Annotated in this window: 12 protein-coding genes, 7 tRNA genes and 2 pseudogenes; 14 read left to right on the top strand and 7 right to left on the bottom strand. The window is 50.9% G+C overall.

What is annotated here, in order from left to right; genetic code table 11:
- Positions 1 to 144 precede the first annotated feature (144 nt).
- The 7 genes from D3P07_RS22050 to D3P07_RS22080 all read left to right on the top strand — a co-directional run bounded on the left by D3P07_RS22050 (position 145) and on the right by D3P07_RS22080 (position 777).
- Positions 145 to 220 (top strand) — tRNA-Asn (locus D3P07_RS22050).
- 6 nt (positions 221 to 226) lie between these two features.
- A tRNA-Ser gene (locus D3P07_RS22055) sits at positions 227 to 314 on the top strand.
- A 23-nt stretch (positions 315 to 337) separates the two neighbouring features.
- Positions 338 to 412, top strand: a tRNA-Glu gene (locus tag D3P07_RS22060).
- A 13-nt stretch (positions 413 to 425) separates the two neighbouring features.
- Positions 426 to 502: transfer RNA gene (locus D3P07_RS22065), tRNA-Met, on the top strand.
- Between the two features lie 33 nt (positions 503 to 535).
- Positions 536 to 611: transfer RNA gene (locus tag D3P07_RS22070), tRNA-Thr, on the top strand.
- 8 nt (positions 612 to 619) lie between these two features.
- Positions 620 to 694, top strand: a tRNA-Gly gene (locus tag D3P07_RS22075).
- Between the two features lie 6 nt (positions 695 to 700).
- Positions 701 to 777 (top strand) — tRNA-Pro (locus D3P07_RS22080).
- A gap of 789 nt (positions 778 to 1,566) precedes the next feature.
- Here D3P07_RS22080 and D3P07_RS27685 read toward each other — a convergent pair.
- Both D3P07_RS27685 and D3P07_RS22090 read right to left on the bottom strand, forming a co-directional pair.
- A pseudogene (locus D3P07_RS27685) lies at positions 1,567 to 1,695 on the bottom strand (cation:proton antiporter regulatory subunit); the annotation flags it as partial.
- Positions 1,692 to 2,153, bottom strand: a complete 462-nt coding sequence (locus D3P07_RS22090) for a GreA/GreB family elongation factor (protein ID WP_119802422.1) — start codon at positions 2,151 to 2,153, stop codon at positions 1,692 to 1,694. The gene D3P07_RS22090 and the pseudogene D3P07_RS27685, both read right to left, overlap by 4 nt.
- A gap of 289 nt (positions 2,154 to 2,442) precedes the next feature.
- Between D3P07_RS22090 and pdaA the strand changes: the two genes are divergently transcribed.
- Together pdaA and D3P07_RS22100 are read left to right on the top strand one after the other, a co-directional pair.
- Positions 2,443 to 3,252 carry a delta-lactam-biosynthetic de-N-acetylase gene (pdaA, locus tag D3P07_RS22095; RefSeq protein ID WP_119802661.1) on the top strand — a complete coding sequence of 270 codons (810 nt, stop codon included), beginning with the start codon at positions 2,443 to 2,445 and terminating at the stop codon, positions 3,250 to 3,252.
- A gap of 359 nt (positions 3,253 to 3,611) precedes the next feature.
- On the top strand, positions 3,612 to 4,067 hold the full coding sequence (locus D3P07_RS22100) for a DUF6843 domain-containing protein (RefSeq protein WP_119802423.1): 456 nt from the start codon (positions 3,612 to 3,614) through the stop codon (positions 4,065 to 4,067).
- Between the two features lie 219 nt (positions 4,068 to 4,286).
- Here the strand turns inward: D3P07_RS22100 and yhbH are convergent, their stop codons facing one another.
- Together yhbH and D3P07_RS28050 are read right to left on the bottom strand one after the other, a co-directional pair.
- Positions 4,287 to 5,441 carry a sporulation protein YhbH gene (yhbH, locus tag D3P07_RS22105; protein WP_119802424.1) on the bottom strand — a complete coding sequence of 385 codons (1,155 nt, stop codon included), beginning with the start codon at positions 5,439 to 5,441 and terminating at the stop codon, positions 4,287 to 4,289.
- A 33-nt stretch (positions 5,442 to 5,474) separates the two neighbouring features.
- Positions 5,475 to 5,784: pseudogene (locus tag D3P07_RS28050) on the bottom strand (hypothetical protein); the annotation flags it as partial.
- A 208-nt stretch (positions 5,785 to 5,992) separates the two neighbouring features.
- On the opposite strand from D3P07_RS28050, the gene D3P07_RS22115 reads away from it, so the two are divergent.
- Together D3P07_RS22115 and D3P07_RS22120 are read left to right on the top strand one after the other, a co-directional pair.
- Positions 5,993 to 7,168 (top strand): exonuclease SbcCD subunit D, encoded by a 1,176-nt coding sequence (locus tag D3P07_RS22115; RefSeq protein ID WP_119802425.1) that lies wholly within the window; start codon positions 5,993 to 5,995, stop codon positions 7,166 to 7,168.
- A complete protein-coding gene (locus D3P07_RS22120) occupies positions 7,165 to 10,293 on the top strand; it encodes an AAA family ATPase (RefSeq protein WP_119802426.1) in 3,129 nt (1,042 codons plus the stop codon). The genes D3P07_RS22115 and D3P07_RS22120 overlap by 4 nt, the downstream gene beginning before the upstream one ends.
- 79 nt (positions 10,294 to 10,372) lie before the next feature.
- Here the strand turns inward: D3P07_RS22120 and D3P07_RS22125 are convergent, their stop codons facing one another.
- Positions 10,373 to 10,852, bottom strand: coding sequence for a hypothetical protein (locus tag D3P07_RS22125; RefSeq protein WP_119802427.1), 480 nt, complete (start codon positions 10,850 to 10,852; stop codon positions 10,373 to 10,375).
- Between the two features lie 65 nt (positions 10,853 to 10,917).
- On the opposite strand from D3P07_RS22125, the gene D3P07_RS22130 reads away from it, so the two are divergent.
- The gene (locus D3P07_RS22130) at positions 10,918 to 11,298 is read left to right on the top strand and encodes a DUF423 domain-containing protein (RefSeq protein WP_119802428.1); all 381 of its coding nucleotides are present in this window, start codon (positions 10,918 to 10,920) and stop codon (positions 11,296 to 11,298) included.
- A 158-nt stretch (positions 11,299 to 11,456) separates the two neighbouring features.
- On the top strand, positions 11,457 to 13,355 hold the full coding sequence (locus D3P07_RS22135) for a putative bifunctional diguanylate cyclase/phosphodiesterase (RefSeq protein ID WP_259391643.1): 1,899 nt from the start codon (positions 11,457 to 11,459) through the stop codon (positions 13,353 to 13,355).
- Between the two features lie 148 nt (positions 13,356 to 13,503).
- Here D3P07_RS22135 and D3P07_RS22140 read toward each other — a convergent pair whose 3' ends face one another.
- Positions 13,504 to 13,980 carry a hypothetical protein gene (locus D3P07_RS22140; protein ID WP_119802430.1) on the bottom strand — a complete coding sequence of 159 codons (477 nt, stop codon included), beginning with the start codon at positions 13,978 to 13,980 and terminating at the stop codon, positions 13,504 to 13,506.
- A gap of 165 nt (positions 13,981 to 14,145) precedes the next feature.
- Between D3P07_RS22140 and D3P07_RS22145 the strand changes: the two genes are divergently transcribed.
- A complete protein-coding gene (locus D3P07_RS22145; protein ID WP_119802431.1) occupies positions 14,146 to 14,451 on the top strand; it encodes a YunC family protein in 306 nt (101 codons plus the stop codon).
- A 51-nt stretch (positions 14,452 to 14,502) separates the two neighbouring features.
- Here the strand turns inward: D3P07_RS22145 and mtnA are convergent, their stop codons facing one another.
- Positions 14,503 to 15,558, bottom strand: coding sequence for an S-methyl-5-thioribose-1-phosphate isomerase (mtnA, locus tag D3P07_RS22150; RefSeq protein WP_119802432.1), 1,056 nt, complete (start codon positions 15,556 to 15,558; stop codon positions 14,503 to 14,505).
- Between the last annotated feature and the right edge of the window lie 4 nt (positions 15,559 to 15,562).

Genomic DNA, 15,562 nt, shown 5'->3' on the forward strand with positions numbered 1-15,562 from the left:
ATCGGTCGAGGGCTTATCCTACTGCTAAGGATGATTCAACAGTTACTTTCGTATCCAGTTTTCAAGGTGCAAAACATCTTGAAATGCATGGTTGTGTCTTTTCTGAAGCGATTCAGGAAGCGTATCCTGCGAAAAACGCCATATTCCCTGATAGCTCAGTTGGTAGAGCACTCGACTGTTAATCGAGTTGTCACAGGTTCGAGTCCTGTTCGGGGAGCCATTTCCTGGAGAAGTACCCAAGTGGCTCAAGGGGACCCTCTGCTAAGGGGTTAGACTGCGTAAGTGGTGCGAGGGTTCGAATCCCTCCTTCTCCGTACGAACTTTTTCTACATAGCTAGGCCCGTTGGTCAAGGGGTTAAGACACCTCCCTTTCACGGAGGTAACAGGGGTTCGAATCCCCTACGGGTCACCAATTTAATTAACGACGCGGGGTGGAGCAGCCCGGTAGCTCGTCGGGCTCATAACCCGAAGGCCGCAGGTTCAAATCCTGCCCCCGCAACCAATCCATTTCTATTGACATCATGTAAACCTACTTGCCGTTGTAGCTCAACTGGTAGAGCAACTGACTTGTAATCAGTAGGTTGGGGGTTCAAGTCCTCTCGACGGCACCATTTTTTTTGCGGAAGTGGCTCAGCGGTAGAGCATCGCCTTGCCAAGGCGAGGGTCGCGGGTTCGATTCCCGTCTTCCGCTCCATAGTATCGGGATGTAGCTCAGCTTGGTAGAGCACCTGGTTTGGGACCAGGGGGTCGCATGTTCAAATCGTGTCATCCCGACCATCCAATTAATCAAGGCAACCGAACTCATATCGAGTGTCGGTTTTTTTGTTTTCGTTAATGAAAAATGAAAACACGCAGAATAGCGGCGACAAAGCCATTTTCTGCGTGTTTGTGTTTTTGCGTCTTGAAGTGAAATGATCAGCCAGCTCTAGTTAGACTGCGCTTATCAATACGCGTCGGAACCAACCGTACATATGTAGGGGCTCCTTCGTCAAGAAGGGTCCAATACCGAATACTTCAAGGATCAGTACATAAAGCACGGCAAAGGATTGAGCGGATGGCATATAGCCTCCTGCTATGCCGATATGAGCCATTATGATGGAGAATTCGCCTCGGCATACGAGTGAAAAGCCCACGTTGAGTGAACCTTAGACAAATACACCGGATACCCACCTTTAAGGAAGAGCATCGTCATGAAAGTGAAGTATCTCCGCTTAGAACAAAACCGGATAGAATCGATATGTGAATCGCGATAAATAGATCGTCGAACATGATCATGCCATAATATTTCGGTCTCCGGATACGCTGTTCACTTCAGATCGAAAAGCACCGTGGCTACGATAGCTGTAGAAAAGTTAGTAATAATCCCGCTGACAATGAGAGCAGCCTAAGAGAATAGACTGCTAATAAAAATAAAATGCGATGCGTCTCATAAACTCGATAACCGGGGACCTTTCCATGTAGTTCAATGATCCAGGAACGAGACGCATGCGGGGCTACCGCCATTCCTGCGAGAATGTAGTGGCTTCCTCGTCATCCAGTTCTACATGGAGCAAATTCCATGACCTCATCAAGGTTCATATGATACATCTCGCGTCTTTGGTCATTGTGAATCACAATGACCATTTCAACGCCGTTTTTTGTGTTTAGCATGTATTTGACGCCAATGCCGGGCAATTTGCTTTTCCGAAGATTCAAGGAGCAGCTCTCCGTTCCTCTTCGACACCTTCTTCACTGGACCAAATCCGGTCGATTCGAACCTGGTAGGCGTCCATGCTCGTATTCATCGAGACAAGATCGCCGCATGAGCGCATGAGCAGTTGCTCCGCAATAGGTGAAAAGAAAGAAATACGATTAATATCAGGTTGAGCTTCATCCGGAAATACAATCGTAAAGGATTCGGTCATACCGTCATCCATGTACGTAACCGTGACGCCGCATCCGATTAGCACAAAATTACGCCATTCGTTAGAAGGACGATCTATCAGATGTTCCAGCATGCGGGTATAGGAAGAGAGCAGCTTCTCCACTTGGGTACGTCGGCTTCCAAACTCGGGGAAATACGCGCCAAGAAAAAGATCCTTCTCATCACGCAGCGAAATAAGCTGTCGGATGTACGTCTCCTTCAACGCTTTATCTTCAGACCTAAGGTTCATAGTAGATATCACCTCCTATATGTTTGGCACGTGCATGGAAGGTCAAGCGATTTGTCTTTCTCATGTCCAATTCCTCCTTGGATAGTAATAGAGGCCACCTGCGAGGGCAGAGGCCTTGTAATCAGTGTAGCAAATTAGCACAGGAAAACAACCCTTCTGGATCGAATCATTTGGAATAGCTCAGGGGAATAAAGGAAATAGTAATCGCAGGTCGATGGAACGAGCAAGAACCGATTGGCCAACGTTAAAATAGGGTTTGAGAGGAGCGTTCATTTTGTACAGAAAGATCATGAAGCTGGCCGCAGCGACCGCTCTGATTGCAGCTGTTGTTGCAGGGCCTATTGCCGTTCAGGCACAGCCAGGGGCCTTTCATTTCGGATTCAAAAAGAGTGTAGACGGCAGGCTGCCTTCGATTGATGAAGAAGGCTTCAAGCCCATTATAACGAAGCATGGCGCGTTATTTTTGGGCGATACATCGCGCAAGGAGCTTTTTCTGACCTTCGATAACGGCTACGAAAATGGACTGACGGCCAAAATCCTGGACGTACTGAAGGAAAAACAGGTTCCCGCCACGTTCTTCGTTACCGGACATTATATTAAGGATCAGCCGGAGCTTCTGAAACGCATGGCGGCGGAGGGGCATATTATCGGCAATCATTCCTGGAGCCATCCTGACATGACCACGCTATCGGAAGAAGCAATCAGATCCGAGCTTGAAAAGGTGAAGGAGCAGGTACGTGAAGTAACGGGACAGCAGGAAATGACTTATTTGAGACCGCCGAGAGGCATCTTTAACGAAAAGGTACTGGCTGCGAGCAAAGGCTCAGGCTACACCAGCGTCTTCTGGTCGATCGCGTACAAGGACTGGGATGTCAGGGCGCAAAAGGGCGCCTCGTATGCCTTCCAGCAAGTAACGAAGCAGCTGCACCCAGGCGCGATCCTGCTGCTGCATTCCGTGTCGCAGGATAATGCGGATGCGATTGGGAGCATCATTGATGAGGCGAGAAGGCAAGGCTATGCGTTCAAGAGCCTGCCCGAATTGACACAGACCGCGGAGCCTGCACCATCCTCAGCACCGGCACCGCAAGATGCGCCTTAACTTGTCTGCAGTCCCGCAAACAACCGTTCAAGCCCCCGGCGATCAGACGCCGGGGGCTTGAACGTGTGCAGAGGCATACAGCAGCCGCCAATCTTCCGGTTTCACTTCGGATGTGCCGTTTCCATATGATAAAATAAGCCTTAAGGAATTGAGTAATCGGTTGTATCATGCAATTAGCCCGATAGCTGTTAGATTCTCGATGCCGAGGGAATGAATAAGCGTAGATCAACACTTAGACGCCAGGTAAACCCTGTCCGGTTGTGGGATTATCTAGATTAGCAAAACACGTTTAGTATAAAAAAGGTCCGGTATACAGGAAACGGGAACTTCCGGCGAAATTGCAAGTGGGGTAGGTGATTATGGTGAAGAAATCGCGTGCGTTTAATATGGTTATGTGGGTGTCTACACTAATTATCGTTTGCATGGCAGCAGGAGTTATTATACTACTATCCATTAGTGAGAATAAGATAACACACAAATACATATTGCCAGAAGGTTTTACCGGATGGGTCGAAATTATATATGAACAGCCTGGGTATCCTGCATTGAAAAAGGAAGGCAAAAAATACATTTACAATGTCCCAGAGTCCGGAAAAATGTTAACATCAACCAAAAACTTCTCCGGGCCGATGGATTTTAGTTATATGGATCGCAATGGAAAACTAATAGAATTTCGAACAGTTAGTCCAATGATACATGGGGTGAACACTTCATCCGGAGGTAGTTCAAGTGGTGAAATCTTCCCACAAAAAGTTACCTTTTTTGTAGGAACAGAAGAACAGTGGCGGGAAGCATCAGAAATACGACAAAAATAAAATTTTTTATTAGATCAAGTTGTATACTACTCGATGTTTTCGTCGAATGGTTAATCTTGTAGTAGTCCGGAAGACGGCGATTATCGATGAAGAATGGGATTCATACGCATTGACGGCAGCCGGCCAAAGCGACCGGCTGCCTATACTTCAAACTTGATGAATCATTAAGGAACAATATGCCATCCCCCGATAAATGATAACCGGCGGGTTTTCGAAACCTTAGGTTTGAATCTGCTTTTTAGAAAAGAAAGTAGTTAATGCCTTATAGACCTCACCTTTCTCCTTAATTATAGAGTACATAAATTTCTTATCCTGAATATGCTTATAGGCCGACATCAATGTACTACTCCGATTATATTGGTTAACCTCGCCGTAGCCGAACATATTGCAGCGTTCCATTAATTGTGAAATCAGACGGACGCAGCGTTCGTTATCAGAGGTCAAATTATCGCCATCCGAGAAGTGGAACGGGTAGATGTTCCATGCAGCTGTCGGAAATCTGCTATCGATGATGTCCAGTGCTTTTTGATACGCAGAAGAGCAGATCGTACCGCCGCTTTCACCACGAGTAAAAAACTCCTCTTCCGTAACTTCCTTGGCTTCTGTATGGTGAGCGATATAAATGATTTCAACGTGTTCATATTTACGGCGAAGGAAACGGGTCATCCAGAAGAAGAAACTTCGGGCGCAATACTTTTCGAACGAGCCCATGCTTCCAGATGTGTCCATGAGCGCTAGGATAACGGCGTTGGATTGCGGTTTGACGATTTCTGTCCATGTTTTATAACGAAGGTCATCTGGAGAAATGCCGCCGATGCCGGAGACGCCGGCGTTTGCGTTTCGGCGAAGATTTTCAATTAGTGTTCGTTTCTTGTCGATATTGGACATGATCCCTTTTTTTCGAATATCAGAGAAGACGATTTCCTTCGTCTGCAGCTGCTCCTTCTGCTTTTCCTCCAAATTCGGAAGCTCGAGCTCTTCGAACAACATATCCTCTAATTCGTCGATGCTGATTTCCGTATCTACTAAATCCTCTCCCGGCTGATCGCCGGCGCCTTCGCCCTTGCCGCTTTTCTTCGCCGATTGAGGATCAATTCCGAGAACGTCGCCTACCTGTGAATCGCCATCTCCTTGTCCGACATGCTGCTTTTTGTTGTAGTTATAAATAAAATGGGATTCGTCGAGGCTTTTAATAGGGACTTTCACCGTTTTGCGCCCATCGGATAATACAATGCTTTCGTCGGAGACCAGATCGGGGAGGTTATTACGAATTGCTTCCTGCACTTTCTGCTGATGCCGCGCTTGATCCGAATACCCTTTCCTGTGGAGCGACCAATCATCCCGGGAGACAATAAAAAGCTTTTCCGAAGCCATATCATCACCTCTTGACCTATTAGTTAATTATGCCGCACCCATGAATCCCGAGGTGTCCATCATGACCAGAATGACGGCATTGGACTGCGGCTTGATGGTTTCCTCTCAATAAGCGCAGATCATCGGGGCTGATGTCGTGGATGCCGGGCTGCCCAGACGTGGCAGTGCGGCGTGATTTTTCGATAATGGTCCACTTCATGTCGATGTTGGACAGATCGGGCAAATTTTGCTTAATGGCCTCGCGTACCTTTTGCTGATGGCGGGCTTGATCCTGATACCCCTTCCGGTGCAGTGACCAATCCTCGCGTGAAACCATGAACATGCCGTTGTCAGCTGAACTCATTTTCGGAGCACCTCCCTCGCTTATTTGTTTGTTGTTAATTAATATATTCAAGTGGCGAGCGGTTATGTGAACGAATTGAGTCCAATTCTATTAATCTGTCAGATAAGCCACGGCTGCCGCCTCCCAAAAACCTAGCTACGTAGCGCGCCATGGTGATAGAATAATAGGAAGGACTGCGGCGGCAAGCCGCGGGAGAGGAAGTGAAGGAATGAAGCTGTTACATACGGCGGATTGGCATTTGGGCAAGCTGATCCACGGTGTTTATATGACGGAGGACCAGAGGCATGTGCTGGAGCAAATGATGGACGCGATTCGGATCGAGAAGCCGGATGCGGTGATCATCGCTGGCGACCTGTACGATAGAGCTGTACCGCCTACGGAGGCGGTTGAACTGCTGGATGAAGGGCTTCGGCGGATTGTAATCGATCTGGAAACGCCAGTACTGGCTATCTCGGGCAATCACGACAGTCCTGACCGGATCAGCTTCGGAACAAGCATGATGGAGAGCCGCGGCTTGTATCTTGCGGGCCAGCTGCGGGAAGACGGGCAGCCTGTTGTGCTTCGCGATGAACATGGCGAGGTTCACTTTCATCTAGTTCCATACGCGGACCCTGCTCAAATCAGACATCGTCTAGGCGATGAATCCATTCGAACGCATGACGATGCTATGCGTGCGGTTGTGAGCCGGCTTGGGAAGTCGATGGACCCGTCTGCCAGACATGTTCTGGTCGGACATGCATTCGTCACCCCATCTGGAGAATCCGCCGATAATACGAGTGAATCGGAGCGTCCGCTTGCAATTGGCGGCGCGGAGCATGTGAGCGCGGCTCACTTCCGCCCGTTCCACTACGTGGCGCTAGGCCATCTGCATCAGGCGCACTATGTGCGGCATGAACATATACGTTACGCGGGTTCCCCGTTGAAATATTCGATTTCGGAAGAGAAACATAACAAGGGCTATCTCATGGTAGAGCTGGACAAGCACGGTCAAGCGACAGTGGAGAAGAGAGAGCTGCGACCTCTGCGCGATATGAGACGGGTGGAGGCGACCTTGGAGGAGCTGGAGCAGCATGAGGTATGCAACGATTACGTCTTTGTCACGCTGCTAAGCGATCATCCTGTCCTGTTCCCGATGGAGAAGGTGAGAGCCATCTACCCGAATGCGATGCATGTGGAGAGACGAACAAGGACGGCGGCTGTGGAGTTTGTTGCATCGGGGACGGCTGGTACGGATACTGCGCCAATGCGCAGCGAAAGCGATCCGGCAGAGCTGTTTGCCGCTTTTTATGAAGAAGTGAAGGGCATTCCGCTGACAAAGGAGAAGCGGATGCTGTTCGAACGGGAATTGGGCGCGCTTCAGCAAGCAAGCGGAGGTGAAGCATGAGACCGCTGCGATTGATGATGAGAGCTTTTGGCCCCTATCGGGATGAAGAAATAATCGACTTTACGAAGCTTGGCGACCGCAGGCTTTTTGTCATATCGGGCAATACGGGAGCGGGGAAAACCTCGATCTTTGACGCGATATGCTTCGCCTTGTACGGGACAGCAAGCGGCGAAGACAGGTCCGATCCACGAATGCTGCGCAGCCACTTCGCGGATGATGATACGCATACGGCTGTTGAGCTGGACTTCTCGGTAGGAGCCAAGCAGTATCGTATTCATCGTCAAATGAAGCATCGCAAGGGCGGCAATCGGAGCGAGACGGGCGAGAAGACCGAGCTGTATGAGCTGAAGGACGGTATTGCCATTCCGGATGTTGACCGGTTCATCGCGACGGAAGTGAACGCGAGGCTGCTTGCGATTGTCGGCTTAACCAAGGATCAGTTCAGCCAGATCGTCATGCTGCCGCAAGGCGAGTTCCGCAAGCTGCTTACGTCCGATACCGATAATAAGGAAGAGATATTGCGTCGTATATTCCGTACGGAGCTGTACGAGAAACTGGAAGCACGATTCCATCAGCGTAACCGCGAGCTGCAAGACCGGTTGAAAGAAGCGCGGTCAGCCTCTTCCGCGATGATGCGGCAAGCGCAGGAGACGTTCCCGACCCGAGCGGACAGCAAGCTTGCGAATACGTTCGCACAGGAGATCTATAGCACAGCGCAAGTATGGGAAGGCTTGACTGGCGAAGCCGACCATTATCGGGAGCAAGCGGAGTATGCCCGCGATAGCAAGCTGAAGCTGTCGGCAGAGATGGATGCGAAGCAAGAGCAGCTTAGAAGAGCGCAAGACATTAATGCCAAGCATGATGAGCTGGAAGCAAAGCGAACGCAATTGGCCGGGCTTGTGGAGCAGGAGCCTGCGTTCAAGCAGCAAGAGCAAAGGCTGGAGCTTGCAAAAAAAGCGTCGTCGCTGCTTCCTTACCAGGAGCAGGCCGATCAGGCTCAACAGGCAAGGCGAAGCAAGCAGGAGGCACTGGAGAGCCGAGAAGCGGCGCTTCGTTCTGCAGAAGCGGAGTGGGCGAATGCGCAAGGAGCTCATCGCGAGGAAGCGGACAGGGAGCCGCAGCGTCGCAGTGCCGAACGCGAGCTCGTCCGTTTACAAGAGCTTAAGCCCATTGTGGCTTCGTTAAGCGAGCAGCAGAAGCGGGTCGGCGAATTGACCCGGTTGGAGACGCAAGCGAGAGAGAAGTTAACCCTTAACGAACGATCAATGGTTCATCTGCGTGAACATAGAGCGCGGATTCAATCGGAGCTTAAGGAGATGGATGTATCTGCCGCCAAGCTTCCGGGTGTGCTGGAAAAGCTGAGAACGGTGGAACAGCAAGGCAAAACGGTCAAACGCCTGTTGGATGTGACCGAAGAGCGCGCTCGCTGGGTTCAGCAGGAGCAAGAGGGTACGCGCGCATTGGAGCGGGCCTTGGCCGAGCATGAGCGTGCGGAGAGATCGTGGCTGGAGGGGCAAGCAAGCTTATTGGCCGTACACTTGACAGCAGGAGCGGCATGCCCGGTCTGCGGGAGCACGGAGCATCCGTCCAAAGCCCATGCAGAAGGCGGTGAGCTTCCATCAAAGGAAAAGCTGCAGCATACCAAAGATACGCTAACTGCGATTCAGAATGAGCTAATCTCAGCGAAAGCTCAGGCTGCCTCGGCCGCTGCTTCCCATTCGGCCTTGCAAGAGGAGCTCGAAGAGCTTGGCATCGTGCTGGAGGAAGGGATTTCAGCCGAGCGGTTGCTGGAGATTATGCGGGACCGGCAGGGTGATCTGCGAATTCAGTGGCGACAGCATAAGGAAGCAGCGGATCAGCTGCAAGAAGACGCCAAACGGGCTGAGGAATGGAGAGAGTCGCTGGGAAAGGCGGAAGAAGAGATCGCCCGGCTCGAGCCGGAGCGGGAGAGGTTGCAGGCGGAGCTGCAGCAGCTTGCGGTGGATCGATCGGCAGGACAGGCCTCGCTGGAGAAGGAATTAGAGCGAATTCCAGACAATCTGAGAAGTCCGGATGCGCTGGAAGCTCGGACAATGGAACAAGCCGCGTTGTTCCGCCGCATGGAGCAGGCTTGGGCGAATGTTCAGGAGCGGCTTCATAGGGCAGCCTCAAGCGTGTCAGAGAGCAAGGCGCATGCCGAGCAGGCTGCAAGCGCGCTGTCGGAAGCGAAGGAGCAGGCGGCCAGCACTGCCAAGCGGCTTGAGCAGCAATGGCTGGAAGCGGGCTTCTCCTCGCTTGATGCGTATCGCTCGGCACTCATGAATGAAGCCGAAAGCAGAGAGGTACAAGAGGCAATCGAAGCTTATCGTTCCGCTGCTGCTGCGGTGAGAGAGAGGTTGCTGACATTGGATCAAGAGCTGGTGAACAAGCCCAGAGAAGACACGGAAGAGCTAATGTCCGCTATTGCGTCCACGAAGAATAACTATGAAGCCTCCGTTGCCCAGGAAAGCCGGTCGCTCCGATATGAAGAGGAAGCGATTCGGCTTGCCGGATCGATCCGGCGTGCTGGCGAGCAGATGGCTGGACTGGAACAGGAAATGGAAGGCGTCCTTGACCTCTATTCCATGCTAAAGGGGGACAATGCACTGAAAATGTCCTTCGAGCGCTACATTCTCATTGAATATCTGGATCAGATTCTGAGCATGGCGAATGTACGGCTGAAGGAGCTGTCGGGTGGACAATATGAGCTTCAGCGCAGCGACAGGCTGGAGACGAGGGGGAAGCAAAGCGGACTGGGACTGGATGTTTACGATGCGTATACGGGCCAGCTCCGCGATGTTAAGTCATTGTCGGGTGGCGAGAAGTTCAATGCGTCCCTCTGTCTTGCACTCGGTATGACGGATGTCATTCAGGCGCATCAAGGAGGGATCTCCATCGAGATGATGTTAATTGACGAAGGCTTCGGCTCTCTCGACGAGGAGTCGCTGCATAAAGCAGTAGCGGCACTTGTCGACTTGCAGAAAGCAGGACGAATGATCGGGGTGATCTCCCACGTCACGGAATTAAAGGAGGCTTTCCCCGCATGCCTGGAAGTGAGCAAGTCCAGAGAGGGCTTCAGCCGGACCGCTATCTTGCTGAAGCATTAAGCCATGCACATGAAAAAGACCCGCCGGCTCGCAGATAGGGCGAGTCCATGCGGGTCTGTAAGAGGAACAGTCGGCTTTGTTAGATGGAGGTCGCAAGGCCGAGAATCAACATAAAGATGGAGCCGATCGTAATCAAGCCGTTCAGCACGGTACCGATGATGCTGAATACTTTCTTGCGGTTTTTCATGAAAAGTCCGATAATACCCAGCACGAATCCAATAAAGGCTATGCCGACGGCCAGAAAAATAATGAAGCTGCCGATGACTAATCCTTCGAAACCTTCACCGTTGTTATCAATAATCCGTTGTTGAAACTCTTCGGGTGAAGTCATGTTCATAAGCTCAGGCAAGCTGGACGCGATTAGGATAATGGATAATATAAAAGTAAGCAGCGCAACCAAAGCTAATACAAAGGACGCGATACCGAGTCCGGAATGTTTCTTGACGATAGGCCCCTGGCCATAAGGAACGCCGCCTGCCGGAGAAAATCCGGTGAAAGCCTGGCCCTGGTCAGGCTGTTGTCCATGCTGCTGATCGTGCTGATTTTGATTGTCGTTCATTGTGATGTAGTCCCCTTCCAACAGTTTGGTAAAATTATACACAATAATGAGAGGAATGAAAACCGATGTTCCCAAAATATTTTATAATCGGCGCTGTGAATGCTGCGCTTGCTATTGCCCTTGGCGCCTTCGGAGCCCATGGATTGGAAGGCAAGGTAACCGATCATTACCTCGATGTATTCGAGACCGGAGTCAGATACCATATGTACAGTGCGCTCGGGCTTATGCTGATCGCATTGCTGGACAAGGTTATTGGCGGCAGCCGAAAGGTATTGACAGGAGGAAGGCTGATCTTCGCCGGTACGATTATTTTTAGCGGAAGCCTATATATTTTGACGTTGACAGGCTTCTCGAAGCTGGGCATGATTACGCCTATTGGCGGAGTCGCGATGATTGCAGGCTGGGTCTTTGTAATCGTGGGAGCGGCCAAACAAGCGGCGAAGTGAGTATTATTGTCATATAATCGAATGATTTTCGACAGAAACCGATCATTTTTGGATTTTATTTATAGAATGTTAGCAAATATTTCTATGCCAATTCATCCATTTCGTTTATAATGTACCTAGCTATCACTTGACCGACTTAAGAGGAAGGAAGTTTGTGTGTGGCGAAACGAATGGGAGATTTGGCTGAAACGAAGAAGCAGCCGCGCAAGCTGCTGATGCTAAGTGAATCATGGGCGATAAGCTCCTGTATAGCGGCCATGGCAGCGATATGGATTATGGTGTCCTTTCTGGTTATTTCCAATGCGATGTACAGATGGGCTTCTCTTGCTGTAGCGGCCTCGCTGCTGGCCACAGCTGTCATCGTCTTCTTCAAACGCAATTCAATGGGCAACTTCCATAAATACCATACCGCCATCGTGGAGACGCTGCTTCGCTCTGAAGCCGTTCCTCTCGCCGTTTTGAATCGGGCGGGCGAGCTGGTGGAGATGAATGAAGCATCCAGCCGCATGCTGGGCTACCAACGGTCCGAGATGATTGGGGAGCCCATGATACGTATGGTTGATCCAGCCAGCAGAGTACAGCTTCAAGAATCGATAGACAAGGCGCTTAACGGAGAGACGAACCAGAACAATATCCATATTACGCATCGTTCGGGATTTCCACTTGAGCTGCAGGTAGTCTATGCCCCAATGCTGCAGGAGGGTGAAGTAATCGGGACGGTCATGATCAGCCAGGATTTAAGCGACCGGAAGCGCAATGTTGAGCGTATTCGATACATGGCTTACTATGACGACATGACGGGCTTGCCTAATCGCACATTATTCCAAATGAAGCTGACAGAAAGCTTGACCAGAGCTAAGGAAGACGAACGGATTGTCGGGATCTGCTATTTGGATCTTGACCGCTTCAAGCTTGTGAACGCGTCATTCGGACGGGAATTTGGAGATATGCTTCTGATGCAAGTTGCCGAGCGGCTGAACAGAGGGCTGTCGGATCAAGACTTCGTAGCCAGAATGGAAGGCGACGAATTCGCCTTGCTCATCACTTCCATTCAATCCGAGGATGAGCTTCTGGAGTATTCCAAGCGCATACTGAAATCGATCGAGGAGCCTTACGAGTTGAAGGGATTCCCTCTACATATTACGGCCAGCATCGGTCTGGTCACAAGCCTGAACAATCAGGATGACGGATATACGCTATTCAAGAAAGCGGATATGGCGCTCGTCAAAGCGAAGGAAAGCGGCAAAAACGATTGTCTGCTTTATTCCGACAGCTGGAGCAATTCCTCATTTGAGCGTCTCAAGCTGCAGCATGAGATGTATCGGGCCATTCAGCGAAGCGAATTCATACTTCACTATCAGCCGCAATATGATTTGATCAGCGGTCGTATGGTAGGCGTCGAAGCGCTGGTTCGCTGGAAGCATCCTGTTCGGGGGCTTCTATCGCCAGGGACGTTCATTCCACTTGCGGAAGAAAGCGGCATGATCGTTCAGATCGGCGATTGGGTGTTAGAGGAAGCTTGCCGCCAGAATAAAGCGTGGCAGGATGCAGGATTGCAGCCCATGCCGGTGGCAGTCAATCTGTCCATACGCCAATTCCTGCAGCATGATCTGGCAAGCCGCATTGCGGAGGTGCTGGAGAAGACAGGGCTGGAGCCGAAGTATCTGGACCTTGAAATTACGGAGTCGATGACGATCGATGTAGGACTGGTATCGCGTTGCCTGCTGGCGATTACGGACTTGGGCGTAGGCATTAGCGTAGACGACTTCGGAACGGGCTACAGCTCGTTCCACTACTTGAAGAACTTCCCGATTGACCGTCTGAAGATCGACCGCTCATTCGTTAGAGATATTCAGCAAGACCCTAGCGATGCGGAGATTGTGGCTGCCATCATCGCGATGGCGCATAACCTGAATATACAGGTTATAGCCGAAGGCGTGGAGACAGAGGAGCAGATGGAATTTCTGAAGCGGCATCAATGTGATGAAATGCAGGGATTCTATTGGAGCCCGCCGGTTTCCAGTGATAATATCGAGGAAATGCTTAAAGCAGGGTAATAGAGAACTGTTTCGCTGGCAGAGCGCTGCCGGTGAAACAGTTTTTTTCATATCCGGACAGATGCCACCACGCCATACGGCCAGATAAGCATCAAGCCCGCTAACCAAGAGGATGACAGGGCATTCTCTCGGTTAGCGGGCTTGTTGATTATCCCGCTATGAAATCTTCAATTTCATTCATTCTGAATGTATATACTTGCTTCTCGTCGACATGGTATACCGTGATCAAGTTTTCCCGCTCATCCATATTGATGATCCGGCATGGAATGTTCAGCTTGATTCCCAGACCTCTATTGACAATGAGCCGGATCAGAGTGTTCGATTTCATATATGTGCGAATAGGTCCAAAACCGTCCTGTTCAGCCGAAATGTCGTCTGTTGCTTTCGCAGATTCAGACGCTTGGGCAGGAATGGGGACCGGGGCTGCCCCGGATGCTTCCGCAAGCTGCTGGTCAATCAGGCTTCCTAGTTGAATGCCGGATGTTATACGATAGTCCGACCATTCGGACCGATTCAAGCCTTGGATCAGCTTCTCCAGTGCGTGGGCGTGGTGTCCATCCTCCACCATGATCTCAACATTGAAGATGAAGGTTTGTTGCTGCTTGTCTGATTGCTTTTTTGTCATTTGCTTGCCTCCGCACTTGTGGTGATAGTCTAACTATACCACTATTTTGGATACTGATATAGACCTATATCTGGCGTTTAACCACACTGGGAATGATTCCCTGCATATACTGGTTATGCGGCATAAAAGTCGCATCATTTGGTAGATAAAGGAGGTGGATGCGAGTTGATCAGAATGGTTCCATTCGAGCTCGAAAGCGGAGAGACCGTTCTTGGAGTGGAGGTGAAGCTGCCGAAAACAACTCTCCTCTCCCTATCGACAGACCGGGGTTATATTATGTGTGGAGCACTTGACGTGTCGCTGCTGAACGATAAGCTGCGGGATCGCGAGATTATAGCAGGCCGGGCCGTCGGTGTAAGAACATTGGAGGAGTTGATAGAAGCGCCTTTGGAATCGGTTACGCATAAAGCGGAATCGCTTGGCATCGTTGCCGGTATGAAAGGTGCGGACGCACTTCGTCTGATGCTATAGACATTAAGGTTGAATAAAGCCCCAAGCTGCGGCAGCTTGGGGCTTAGGCCATTAATTGGGGAACAGCTTGCGCAAGTTCTCTTCGAAAGGCGCTGTAATGATGCCCTTCTCCGTAATGATCGCCGTCACATATTCATGTGGCGTCACGTCGAAGGCAGGATTATATACCTTCACTCCTTGAGGAGCGGTACGCTTTCCGAAGCCTTCCGTAATCTCTTCCGCATTGCGTTCTTCAATCGGAATCTCCGCTCCTGTTGGCGTAGATAGATCGATCGTCGATAGCGGACAAGCGACATAGAATGGAATGCCGTGCGCTTTGGCAAGAACGGCTACGCTGTAAGTGCCGATCTTGTTCGCTACGTCGCCGTTAGCCGCTACGCGGTCCGTCCCGACGATAACGGCGTCTACCCAGCCCTTGGACATCACCATTCCGGCCATGTTATCGCAGATGAGGGTGACATCGACTCCGGCTTGCTGAAGCTCGAACGCAGTAAGGCGCGCGCCTTGCAGCACTGGACGAGTCTCATCGGCGAATACGCGAAGATTCATGCCTTGCTCCTTCGCCAGATAGAATGGCGCTAAAGCCGTGCCGTATTTCGCAGTGGCAAGCCCACCGGCGTTGCAGTGTGTCAAGACGCCCATGTCATCCTTGAACAATCCGAGCGCATGCTCACCGATCAGGCGATTGGTTTCCTCGTCCTCACTCTGAATGGCAATCGCTTCATTGGTTAATGCTTCTATAAGCTGGTCAAGGGAAAGCCCCTCCCCTGAGAATCGCTCAGCTGCTGCTGTCATCCGATCCAGCGCCCAGAACAGGTTAACAGCTGTCGGTCTGGAGGTAGCCAAATATTCTGCATGCTTCTTCACGCTTGCAATCCAATCATCGGCACTTGCCGCATCGCGGCTGCCAAGGACAACGCCGTATGCGGCGGCGATGCCGATAGCCGGAGCGCCGCGTACTTTAAGATGTCTGATCGCTTCCCAGACATCCTCGGATGTGGTGAGCGGCAAATATACGATTTCTTCCGGCAGTAGCCGTTGGTCCAGCAAATCAAGTTGAGTGCCCGTCCAGATAACGGACTGCAAGCCTGCGTAATTTTCGGTCATGATG

It is taken from the genome of Paenibacillus sp. 1011MAR3C5, assembly GCF_003591485.1.
Classification (GTDB): Bacteria; Bacillota; Bacilli; order Paenibacillales; family Paenibacillaceae; genus Pristimantibacillus.

Excerpts from the sequence above, each read along its gene's own strand:
- D3P07_RS22090 (WP_119802422.1), bottom strand. The coding sequence starts at position 2,153 with ATGAACCTTAGGTCTGAAGATAAAGCGTTGAAGGAGACGTACATCCGA.
- pdaA (WP_119802661.1), top strand. The coding sequence starts at position 2,443 with ATGAAGCTGGCCGCAGCGACCGCTCTGATTGCAGCTGTTGTTGCAGGG.
- D3P07_RS22100 (WP_119802423.1), top strand. The coding sequence starts at position 3,612 with ATGGTGAAGAAATCGCGTGCGTTTAATATGGTTATGTGGGTGTCTACA.
- yhbH (WP_119802424.1), bottom strand. The coding sequence starts at position 5,441 with ATGGCTTCGGAAAAGCTTTTTATTGTCTCCCGGGATGATTGGTCGCTC.
- D3P07_RS22115 (WP_119802425.1), top strand. The coding sequence starts at position 5,993 with ATGAAGCTGTTACATACGGCGGATTGGCATTTGGGCAAGCTGATCCAC.
- D3P07_RS22120 (WP_119802426.1), top strand. The coding sequence starts at position 7,165 with ATGAGACCGCTGCGATTGATGATGAGAGCTTTTGGCCCCTATCGGGAT.
- D3P07_RS22125 (WP_119802427.1), bottom strand. The coding sequence starts at position 10,852 with ATGAACGACAATCAAAATCAGCACGATCAGCAGCATGGACAACAGCCT.
- D3P07_RS22130 (WP_119802428.1), top strand. The coding sequence starts at position 10,918 with ATGTTCCCAAAATATTTTATAATCGGCGCTGTGAATGCTGCGCTTGCT.
- D3P07_RS22140 (WP_119802430.1), bottom strand. The coding sequence starts at position 13,980 with ATGACAAAAAAGCAATCAGACAAGCAGCAACAAACCTTCATCTTCAAT.
- mtnA (WP_119802432.1), bottom strand. The coding sequence starts at position 15,558 with ATGACCGAAAATTACGCAGGCTTGCAGTCCGTTATCTGGACGGGCACT.